The sequence below is a fragment of the Fibrobacter sp. UWB1 genome (genome assembly GCF_002210325.1).
In the GTDB taxonomy this organism is placed as follows: Bacteria; Fibrobacterota; Fibrobacteria; order Fibrobacterales; family Fibrobacteraceae; genus Fibrobacter.
The window spans coordinates 51466-61782 of the sequence record NZ_MWQL01000019.1 but is presented as its reverse complement, the minus strand read 5'-3'; the positions used below and the strand labels follow the sequence as shown (position 1 = coordinate 61782).

Below are 10317 nucleotides of genomic sequence, written 5' to 3'. Positions count from 1 at the left end.
TTACCGGAAACTATATTTGGACAAACAATCTGTCTAAATTATTGTCCGCATCCCCTTTTGTCTTTTTGATGTCGCTTTTTGTGTCGCAGGTTTTTGCGGCAAATTCAAACGATTCGACTGGTACAACTCTGACGAAATCTTCGCATGCAGAAAAGGGTGGGCTCCTGGCAAACCTTCATGCCGTCCGCGAAGACGAAGCGATTCATCGCGGAAACTTTTTGACGGGTGCCACCCTGTTTTTGCTGCAGGGCGAATCTGACGAAGATGCCCTGAATATCATTTTTGGCGATATTTACAAGGCCGAGGGGTACACTTTTACGGCCGAAGGTTTTGGCGGTTATTTTATTCGTGATGCAATCGCGATCGGTGCCCGAGTGGGGTATAGCCGGACCTTTGTGGATATCGATTTTTCCATTCTCGAAGATATTGCCGATGTCAAGGAACATCGCAAGTACGTGAGCAACGGATTCTTTGTACAGCCCTTCTTGAAAAATTACTTGAAAGTTTTTGATTCCAGAACGGTCTATTTCTTTAACGAGACCTCACTCGAGGTGGAATATTCTTATGGCATTTCGCAAACCGACGATGGCGAAGAAATGTCAAAGACGAAAAATCATGGCTGGACATTCAATTTCGGTATCAATCCGGGCTTGAGCATTATGGTGCTGGACCGCTTGGCTTTTGAAACCTCGGTGGGCCTTTTGGGGCTCAGTTCTTCGTTCATGGAAATCGAAGAAAACGGGGAATCCCGTAGCGAGGTGCTGTACAATATCGTGAATTTCAAGATCAACTTGCTGGCCTTGGACTTTTCGTTGGTCTATTTCTTTTAATAAGTGGGGAGTGCTAATATGAAAAAGTGGAATTTCCTTGCTTTGATGATGCTTCTTGGCGCATGTACCGCCGATTACGATACGTTTGACTCTTCGGATTATCGCGAACTCAAAGAAATTGCTGTCGCCGAACAAGACGGCTCGCCGGCGATTTATTCGGAGCAACACCGCATCGAATTTGACTTGGTCGAAGTTCCCGACTCGCTTGATACATGGGAATCGGTGACACTTGAAGAACTTGATTTGAGTCATTTTGCAACGCTTCATTTGGTGGATGGCGATATCGATGATTTCCCGACGGATTCTGCGGGGCTCGATTCGCTTGCCAATAAGGTGAAGTATTCCAAGAATGCCATTGAACAAGGCGAAACACTTCAGATACCTTCTAGCCATGTACTTTATGTGGTTGTGGTTTCTGAAAGCGGTAAAAAATCTGTTTGGCAGTTGACTTTCAATATCCCGAATGTGGAACCTGAAAGTGGTTCTGAATCCAGTAGTTCTTCGGCCAAGTCCAGTAGCTCTGCAGAAAGTAAATCGAGCAGTTCCGAAAAGAGCGACAATTCTAGCAGCTCGGAGTCCAAGGAAACTTCTAGCAGCTCTCAAAAATCTGCGGATAGTTCTGCGGCCACATCAAGTTATGCCCCCAAGATTCTAGCACTTTCGATTGCCGGGAATGTTGCCATTATCGATGAAGAAAGCAAGTCTATTCATGTAGACGATCTTGCTTTCCGTACGGATTTAACCGCTCTTGAACTTTCAGCGATGGAACTTTCGGAAGGTGCTGAGGCTAGTGTGACCGTGGGCGAGTCTTACGATTTTGGCGCGGGCGTTCAGGTCAAGGTGACGAATGAAGACGAAAGCGTCACTTATTCGGTGAAGGCGGGCTACCAGTTGCCGGGCGAAAATTTCAACTCCTGGAACAAGAATGATGTCACGCCGGATTCTATTTGGGGCAACGCCAATACGATTTTGACAACCACCGAAAAGAAAACTTCGGGTTCTATGATTGGCGCAATGATTAAAACTGGTTCCGCTCTTACTAAGATTGCAAGCGGGAGCCTCTATACGGCCGACTTTAACCCCAATGGCGTGGGCACGCTTTCGATGGCCAGTTCTTCGACCTGGCCCGATGGCAATGAACTTCTGGACTTTGGCAAGCCTTTTGCGGCAAGGCCCGAATACATGGAAGTCAAGTTCAGCTACGAAGGCAAGGGCGACAGCTGTGATATCTACATTCTGCTTGAAAACCGTACAGGTGACAAGAATGTGAACCGCAAGTCTACCGATGTCAACACGCTGGTGGCTTCGGCTTGGTTCCGCTCCACCAAGGCGGACAATTCCGGCCGCGAAAATCCGGACGTCGTAAGCGTTTCGGAACCCGACGAAAATGGCATGCGCACGCTCCGCTTGAAGCTCAAGTATGGCGAACCACTTGAAGGTTCTCCCATCGAAAATTCCTCCACTTTCGATACCAAGTTGAAGTCTTCGAACAAGTCCGCTATCAATAACGGCCTCGTGCAGGGAACGGGCGAAGAACCCGTGACTCACATTCGCGTGGTGTTCGCCTCCAGTGCCGACGGAAATCACTACAAGGGCGTATCAGGTGCTACGCTCATTGTAGATGATTTGAAATTGATTTATTAAATAAAACTCACAAGGGGTTCCCAAACCACGGTCTTTTAACTAACTTTTTGATAAGGTTAAAAGATGATGCGAAAAATCCTCCTCCCAATCTTCATTGCGTTTTACGCGCTCGCCCTGGTTTCTTGCGAAAGCAAGCAGGCGGTAATCCCCAATAAAGTCCACAGCATTAACGATCTCGGCCACAAAAAAGTGGGCGTGCAAATCGGCAACACCGCCGATATTTACGCGTCCGATTTCGGCGGCGACACGGCAAAAATCGACGTGGACCGCTACACGAAATTGGCCGATGCCGTGCAGGCGCTGTTGCAGGGGAAAATCGATGCGGTCATGAGTGATGACCAGCCGGCCAAGGCCTTTGTGCGGCAGAATCCGTCGCTCCGCATTCTGGACGAAGTCTTTGTCGAAGAAATGTACGCGGGCGTGGTCGCGAAGGGGAACGAAGCGTTGCTCGATACGGTGAACCAGGCGCTCGCCCAGATGAAACTGGACGGAACCTACGATTCCCTCTTTAACACCTACATCAATCGCAGCGGCAATTACCATTACCAGAAGAAGGTGACCGAAGGCCCGAAGCTGGTGCTTTCAACGAACGCCCAGTTCCCGCCGTACGAATACTACGAAAACGCCAAAATTACCGGTTTCGATATCGAAGTGGTCAACTATATTGCCGACTTCATGAACCGCACGGTTGAAATCCAGGATATCGAATTCGATGCGATTATCAATGCGGTTTCTTCGGGCAAGGCCGATGTGGGTTTTGCAGGCTTTACCGTGACCGAAGAACGCAAAAAGTCCATCAATTTCACGACTCCGTATACACTATCGAAGATTGTGGTGATTGTACGCGGCGACGAGGCTGTCCAAAGTGAAGAATCCTTCGCCGATCACCTGCACAAGAATTTTGTGAAAGAGGACCGCTGGAAGTTCATTGTCACAGGTCTTTGCAATACGCTGATTATTTCGTTCTTTGCAGCGCTACTAGGCATTCTGATTGGCTTTGTGATTGCGCAAATCCGCACCAGCAATGAATTCAATGGCCGCCATAAGGTTCTGAATGGAATTGCCAGGGTGTACCTCGCGGTGATTCGCGGAACGCCGATGATGATCCAGCTGCTCATCATCTATTACATCGTATTCTCGTCGGTGAACGTGAACAAGATTCTCGTGGCGATTGTCGCTTTCGGCGTGAATTCGGGTGCCTACGTTTCCGAAATTATCCGCAGCGGTATCAAGGGGGTAGATCCGGGGCAGATCGAGGCGGGGCGCAGCCTCGGACTCAAGTTCCGCACGATTCTTTACAGCATCGTTTACCCGCAGGCTTTCAAGAATTCGCTCCCGGCTCTTACGAACGAATTTATCTCGCTCATCAAAGAAACTTCCATTTGCGGCTACATCGGCCTGACCGATTTGACCCGTGGTGGTGACATTATCCGCAGCATGACCTACGAAGCGATGCTCCCGCTCCTTGCTGTAGCGGTCATCTACTTTATCCTTGTGGCAGGACTTTCGTCTTGCGTTGCAAAGCTTGAAAAGAGGTTGAAGAAAAATGAACGCTAATGCAGAAACTTTAATCCAGGTCAAGGACCTTTGCAAAGCCTACGGCGATAAGCAGATTCTCAAGGGAATTTCTTTAGACATCCACCGCGGCGACGTGATTGCGATTATCGGGCCTTCGGGGTGCGGCAAGTCAACATTCCTCCGTCAGCTGAACCTTCTTGAAATTCCGACAAGCGGCGACATTTTGTTGGACGGCAAGAGCATCTTGGCGAAGGGTGTTTCGAAGCCAGATGTTCGCAGGCGCGTGGGCATGGTGTTTCAGCAGTTTAACTTGTTCAAGAACATGACTGCCCTCAAGAATATCATGTTCGCTCCGATGAAATTGGGGCTCATGACCAAAGCCGAAGCGGAAAAGCGTGCGAAGGAACTCCTGAAACGTATCGGGCTCCTGGAACGTGCGGATCATTACCCGGCACAACTCTCTGGCGGCCAGCAGCAGCGTGTGGCGATTGCCCGCGCCATGGCCATGCAGCCCGAGGTAATCCTGTTCGACGAACCCACCAGTGCCCTGGACCCCGAAATGGTCGGCGAAGTCCTCAAGATCATGAAGGACTTGGCCAAATCCGGCATGACGATGGTCGTGGTGACGCACGAAATGAGCTTTGCCCGCGAAGTCGCCAACCGCGTGCTGTTCTTTGCCGACGGCTACGTCAAGGAAGACGGCACCCCCGAACAAATCTTCGACAACCCCAAAGATTCCCGCCTCAAGGAATTCCTCTCGGCACTGAAGAAATAGGGCTATACAATCGGGAACATCATACGTGTCCAGAGGGCGTCATCTAGATTGACTCTTTTTTAGTTCCTTCTCCAAGGAATCAAAGAGGTCTTTTTGACGGGTTGATTTTCCCTTTGAAAAATCGTCTTCACTTTGAGCCAAAAGTCTTAAAATTTTTGAGGCTTTATTCTGCATTGAATAACCCTATCTACTCTCGCACAATCTCGACAGCCGCCAGTTCCTTGCTGGTTTCCAGGTGGTGTACGCTGAACCGCGGGGGATTCTTGCCGTCGCTTTCATATAATCCGAAGGTCGGCGGGTTTCCGCCCTTGGGCAGGCTCGTGGAGCCCGGGTTCAGGCAGAAGACGCCGTCAGCGTTTTTTTCGGCAGTAAAGATGTGCGTGTGGCCCGAAAAATAGACGTCGGCCTTGTAGTGGCTGAACAGGTACGGGTCGTAGAGGTGACCGTGGCTCAAAAACAGGCGCAGTCCGTTTTCTTCGAATTCAGCGTAGTCGGCAAGGCACGGGAATCCGAGCACCATCTGGTCCACTTCAGCGTCGCAGTTGCCGCGGACGGCGGTAATTTTCTCCTTGAGCGGGCTCAAGAGTTCGACAACTCCTTGCGGGTCGTGTCCGCCCGGCAGCGGGTTCCGCGGCCCGTGATAAAGAAGGTCGCCCAATAGGAAAATGCGGTCGCATTTGAGCTTGTCGAGGTAAGAAAGCGCCATCTTGCAGGCGAACGCAGAACCGTGAATATCAGAAAGAACAAGAGTACGCATAGGATAATTCAGAATTCGAATTTCGGATTTCGGAGATGATTGTAATATAGTTAAAATAGAGTAGGCGGGCGAAATAGAAATAGGTATATTTGACGTGATGAGCGTTTACTACCACCTTCCCGGTCTGTTTGAATTTTACGACCTTTACAAGGCGTTTTTGCCGCTATTCCGCGAGCATCGGGAATACTTTTACGAGTGGTGTGAAATCGGTTCTATTTATGGTGCGCCCAGCGATTGCCTGTGGGGTGGTGGCCGCGTCGGATTTGGCGATGCAGACCCCGAGTCCGTTGCTGCGCTCACCAAGGAATATGGCATCTCGGCGCGCTTGACCTTCAGCAATTCCTTGCTCAAGGAAGAACATCTTGCCGACAAAAAATGCAACGCCTTGTGCGCCCTGTTCGAGAAAAATGGGGCAGCCCCGAGCGGCGTTATTGTTCATTCGGATTTGTTGCTCGATTACATCAAGGTGATGTATCCGGGATTCTATTTCGTGTCGTCCACGACAAAGGTGCTGACAGATTTCGCCCAATTCGAGGGTGAACTGAAGCGCGACGAATTTAGTTACGTGGTGCCGGATTTCAGGCTCAACAAACAATTCGCCAAGCTGAACGCCCTGTCAGCTGCGCAAAAGCAAAAAGTCGAATTCCTGTGCAATGAATGCTGCTGGTTCGGCTGCCCCGACCGGAAAAATTGCTACGAGAACGTGAGCCAAAAGAACCTCGGCGAAACACAAGAAGACCATGTTTGCACCTCGCCGAACGCAGGGCGCGCCTACCGCTTCTCTGACGCCATGAAAAATCCCGGCTTTATCGGAATCGACGACATCCAAAACGTGTACGCCCCGCAAGGGTTCCGCCACTTTAAAATCGAAGGCCGCAGCCTCGGCAGCGCCGTCATCCTGGAATTTCTGCTCTATTACATGACCAAAACCGAATACCAGCTCAAGGTCCGCGAAGAAATCTACCTCGACAGCTCGCTGGACTTGTTTTGAGACGGCCATAGCTTATTTTTTCCGTTTTTCGGCTTTTTGGGGCGCTTTTTCATTGTCTGAAACACGAAAAAGTGCTATATTTGATGCGTAAAAATCTAATTACCTTAAAAGGAAGGTTAAATCATGGCTAGAAAGAAGATTGCACTTGTTGGTGCTGGTCAAATCGGTGGTACAATGGCTCTCGTGCTCGCCCAGAAGAATCTTGGCGACGTGGTCCTTATCGATATTCCGCAGACTCAGGGCATGCCGAAGGGCAAGGCTCTCGATATCATGGAAGGCCGTTCCGTCATCAACTCCTCTGTGGATCTTCAGGGCTCTACCGACTACTCCGCCATCAAGGGCGCAGACGTCGTGATCGTGACCGCCGGTTTCCCGCGTATGCCGGGCATGAGCCGTGACGACCTCCTCGACAAGAACTGCGGCGTCATCAAGACGGTTGCCGAAGCCATCAAGGAAAACGCTCCGGATGCATTCGTCATCGTGATTACCAACCCGCTGGACGCTATGGTTTACAACATGCAGAAGCAGTCCGGTCTCCCGGCCAACAAGGTCATCGGTATGGCTGGTGTGCTTGATTCTGCCCGTCTCGCTTGCTTCGTTGCCGACGAACTGGGCGTGTCTGTCGAAGACGTGAAGGCCCTCGTGATGGGTGGCCACGGCGACACCATGGTTTCCATCATGGAATGCGTGTCCGTTGGCGGTATCCCGGTTTCTCAGCTCATGAGCAAGGAAAAGTTTGCTGAACTTGCAAAGCGTACCGCTGGTGCAGGTGGCGAAATCGTGAACCTCCTCGGTCGCGGTTCTGCTTTCTACAGCCCGGCTACCTCTGCTATCCACATGGCTGAAGCTTACCTCCTCGACAAGAAGAGCGTGTTCTCCTGCGCTGCCAAGCTGAACGGCGAATACGGCGTTAAGGGCCTCTACTGCGGTGTGCCGGTTGTCGTCGGTGCAAACGGTGTCGAAAAGATTCTTGAAGTCAAGATGAGCGCCGAAGAAAAGGCTGCCTTCGCAAAGTCTGTTGAGGCTTGCAAGAAGAACGCCGAATGGGTCGACGCTCACACGTAATCTTCAGTAGCGCTCGCGCCCAATTGTATTGGAATTGAAGAGCCTGCCCTGAAGTTGTTTCAGGGTGGGCTTTTTTGTAGTCGCGCGAAGTGTGGACTTTTTATTTTGAAATTTTGATAAAACCTACATAATTCTGTTTTTACTTGCTGAAAGTGTGGACTTTTTAATAAAAAATCTATTGACTTTTGAAGGATTTAAAGATATATTTAGATTAGACGTGTCGTCAGGGAGTTTATAATGGTTATGGGCCTGGGAAAATCTTTTGGTTTCGTGGCGCTATTGGGAGCGTCGCTTGGTGTTGCAACGTCCTCCGCTGCCGACTGGTATGCGAAGGATAATTTGCAACCCGGTCACGACCCGAGCATGGTACGGTTCGAGGACGGCTACGCCCTCATGAGCACCAACAACAATCTGCAACTGTGGACATCGGAAGATGCCTACACCTGGCGCGACCACAAGTCGACCGTGAGCGCCATTCCGCAGTGGGCCTATACCTATGCGCCCAAGACCGAAGGCATCTGGGCTCCGGACCTTTTTTACATGAATGGCGAATACCGCGTATACTATTGCGTGTCGGAATTCGGCGTGCGCAATTCGGCTATCGGTTACCAGTCGACGACTTCGATTATGCCGGGGAGCACGGGCTATGGCTGGAAGGACCATGGCCATGTTTTCCATACGAAGCAGGGGACAGATTCGTATAACGCCATCGACGCCGACGTGGTCAAGGATACCGAGGGCAATTACTGGATGGCTTTCGGCTCGTTCGGGCTCGGCATTCAGCTGATCAAGCTGGACGCGACTACGGGCTACCAGTCGAGCGACGACAAGACGGTCTACAACATTGCCCGCCGTACGAGCAAGGAAAGCGGCGGTGCTGAAGAAGGCCCGAGCCTCATCGAGCATAACGGGCAATACTTCTTGTTTACGGCTTGGGATAAGTGCTGCCAACAGGGCGCAAACATCGAACAGACCACCTACAAGACGGCTTACGGCCGTGCCGACAAGGTGACGGGCCCGTACAAGGACCGTGCCGGTTATACCATGGCGAACGGCGGCGGCACGATTCTTTTGGAACGCTACGGGCGCTATGTGGGCCCGGGCGGTGGCGAGGCTTTCCAGGACTTGAACCGTGTGCGCTTTGTGCATCACTACTATGATTTGAATGGCGACAAGTACAACCATATTCATATTCGTGATGTCGTGTTTACCGAGGATAACTGGGCTGAGATGGGACAGCCCTTCCTCGGGCGTTATTTGAGTGCCGAAGTTGAACATGGTGCGCTCACGCGTGCGGTGTCGGGCGACCTCGCGATTACGCGGAGCAATACGGCCTCGAATGGGGAATACCTTGCCTACGTAAATACCGCGGGCTCTAAGATTCGCCTGCCGATGAACATCATGCAGGCAGGTAACTACCTGCTGCGTTACCGCTACGCGAACGGTGGCGATGCGGCCGCGACGCACAAGGTGACGGTGAATGGCAAGTCGCAGACGGTGACGCTTCCGCCGACGGGTTCCTGGGGCACTTTCCCCGAAAATTCTGTGGTGATGGTGCCCGCGAAACTCAAGCGCGGTGGCAACTTCATCGAAATTGAGCCTTCGCCTAACGGTAATTTCGCGGAACTCGACCGCATCGACTTCTTGCGCGTTATCCGCGATACGATTCCGGCGAACGGCTTTGACAACGGCATCCGCGTGCGTCTCACGAAGGACGACGAGTTCGCCATCAAGGACGGCGGTTACGCGATTTTCGAGAACGTGGTGCTGGATTCGCTCAAGGATATCGGCAATGTTTTCCTTCAGGTGAAAAATGCTTCGTCGGGTAAGATCGTGATTCGCGACGGCAAGAAAGACGGGACTGCGGTCTTCACATGTGACCTGTCAAATAGATCTCTCATGGATGGCGGCTGGTCTGCGGCGAAATGCTCGGGCGATATGGGCCTGCGCGGCATCAAGGACCTGTACCTGACGGCATCGGGAATTTCCGGCGAGGCGATTCTCGGGAATCTCATCTTTGAGCCGATGCAGGTTGTCTGCAACCAAGCACCGTGTGGCGACCCGGTTTCCAGCTCCAGCGACCCTTCGACCAGCTCAGGAACCGCTGAACCGCAGTCTAGTTCCAGCAGCGGAACGACCGCGATTGTCCCGCGTGCTGTCCGCCACGACAATGCGATGGTGCCCGCCCGCAAGGCCTACCGCGACCTCAAGGGCCGTAGTTTTGACAAGCAGATTCGCTACAGAGTGATGTTCTAGGGGGTGATTTTAAAAAAAACGACTTATCGTTTTTCTTATGTTCGGGTGTTTCATAATTCACCCGAAACAATTTTCGGTTGAAGGCGGGGTAATGAAGATTCCATCTTATATGGCTTGGTACATTTAGTGCAATCTTGCTTTCGGAGGTTTTACCTCGGCTCATAAAGAGCCCCTATAAGATAACAAATCTCATTTCTTCTTGGAAATTAGTGAATCAAAGTCTTCCTCCTCTTTAGGCTTCTCTTTACCAGAAAGAATTTCATCAAATGTTTGTTCCCGTTTCTTTTTCTCTATTAAATTCATGGGAATTATCGTGATTTCAGGAGATATTGCAATAGCAGAACAAAACATCCAAAATAAAAAAGCCATTCCCCAGCGACAATGCGTAAATCTTTCTCCGTAAACGTAAGGAACCAACAACGCAAAAATAATCGCACACAACAAAGCTATCAAAAGTCTTATTATGATTTTTTTCTTCATT

At 50.9% G+C, this 10317-nt stretch carries 9 protein-coding genes; 7 read left to right on the top strand and 2 right to left on the bottom strand.

Annotated elements, in window-relative coordinates; genetic code table 11:
* From B7988_RS12810 to B7988_RS12795, 4 genes are all read left to right on the top strand, one after another.
* On the top strand, window positions 1-830 hold an 830-nt coding region (locus tag B7988_RS12810), incomplete at its 5' end, for a hypothetical protein (RefSeq protein ID WP_212668321.1).
* 18 nt (window positions 831-848) lie between these two features.
* A complete protein-coding gene (locus B7988_RS12805; protein WP_088658225.1) occupies window positions 849-2474 on the top strand; it encodes a PCMD domain-containing protein in 1626 nt (541 codons plus the stop codon).
* Between the two features lie 63 nt (window positions 2475-2537).
* On the top strand, window positions 2538-4031 hold the full coding sequence (locus B7988_RS12800) for an ABC transporter substrate-binding protein/permease (protein WP_088658224.1): 1494 nt from the start codon (window positions 2538-2540) through the stop codon (window positions 4029-4031).
* Complete coding sequence (locus B7988_RS12795; RefSeq protein WP_088658223.1) at window positions 4021-4767, top strand: amino acid ABC transporter ATP-binding protein; 747 nt, start codon at window positions 4021-4023, stop codon at window positions 4765-4767. Before B7988_RS12800 ends, B7988_RS12795 begins: the two co-directional genes overlap by 11 nt.
* Window positions 4768-4954: 187 nt before the next feature.
* On the opposite strand, the gene yfcE is transcribed toward B7988_RS12795, so the two are convergent.
* Window positions 4955-5524, bottom strand: a complete 570-nt coding sequence (gene yfcE / locus B7988_RS12790; protein WP_088658222.1) for a phosphodiesterase — start codon at window positions 5522-5524, stop codon at window positions 4955-4957.
* Between the two features lie 97 nt (window positions 5525-5621).
* Here yfcE and B7988_RS12785 point away from each other — a divergent pair, with 97 nt between their 5' ends.
* The 3 genes from B7988_RS12785 to B7988_RS12775 all read left to right on the top strand — a co-directional run bounded on the left by B7988_RS12785 (window position 5622) and on the right by B7988_RS12775 (window position 9836).
* Complete coding sequence (locus tag B7988_RS12785; protein WP_088658221.1) at window positions 5622-6515, top strand: hypothetical protein; 894 nt, start codon at window positions 5622-5624, stop codon at window positions 6513-6515.
* 123 nt (window positions 6516-6638) lie between these two features.
* The gene (mdh, locus tag B7988_RS12780) at window positions 6639-7580 is read left to right on the top strand and encodes a malate dehydrogenase (protein ID WP_088658220.1); all 942 of its coding nucleotides are present in this window, start codon (window positions 6639-6641) and stop codon (window positions 7578-7580) included.
* A 237-nt stretch (window positions 7581-7817) separates the two neighbouring features.
* Window positions 7818-9836, top strand: coding sequence for a family 43 glycosylhydrolase (locus tag B7988_RS12775; protein WP_088658219.1), 2019 nt, complete (start codon window positions 7818-7820; stop codon window positions 9834-9836).
* A gap of 189 nt (window positions 9837-10025) precedes the next feature.
* Here the strand turns inward: B7988_RS12775 and B7988_RS12770 are convergent, their stop codons facing one another.
* Window positions 10026-10316 (bottom strand): hypothetical protein, encoded by a 291-nt coding sequence (locus B7988_RS12770; RefSeq protein ID WP_088658218.1) that lies wholly within the window; start codon window positions 10314-10316, stop codon window positions 10026-10028.
* Window position 10317 lies beyond the last annotated feature (1 nt).

Bases quoted from the DNA above. Each gene is read 5' to 3' on its own strand.
- yfcE (WP_088658222.1), bottom strand. From the start codon at position 5,524: ATGCGTACTCTTGTTCTTTCTGATATTCACGGTTCTGCGTTCGCCTGC.
- B7988_RS12805 (WP_088658225.1), top strand. From the start codon at position 849: ATGAAAAAGTGGAATTTCCTTGCTTTGATGATGCTTCTTGGCGCATGT.
- B7988_RS12770 (WP_088658218.1), bottom strand. From the start codon at position 10,316: ATGAAGAAAAAAATCATAATAAGACTTTTGATAGCTTTGTTGTGTGCG.
- mdh (WP_088658220.1), top strand. From the start codon at position 6,639: ATGGCTAGAAAGAAGATTGCACTTGTTGGTGCTGGTCAAATCGGTGGT.
- B7988_RS12795 (WP_088658223.1), top strand. From the start codon at position 4,021: ATGAACGCTAATGCAGAAACTTTAATCCAGGTCAAGGACCTTTGCAAA.
- B7988_RS12785 (WP_088658221.1), top strand. From the start codon at position 5,622: ATGAGCGTTTACTACCACCTTCCCGGTCTGTTTGAATTTTACGACCTT.
- B7988_RS12775 (WP_088658219.1), top strand. From the start codon at position 7,818: ATGGTTATGGGCCTGGGAAAATCTTTTGGTTTCGTGGCGCTATTGGGA.
- B7988_RS12800 (WP_088658224.1), top strand. From the start codon at position 2,538: ATGATGCGAAAAATCCTCCTCCCAATCTTCATTGCGTTTTACGCGCTC.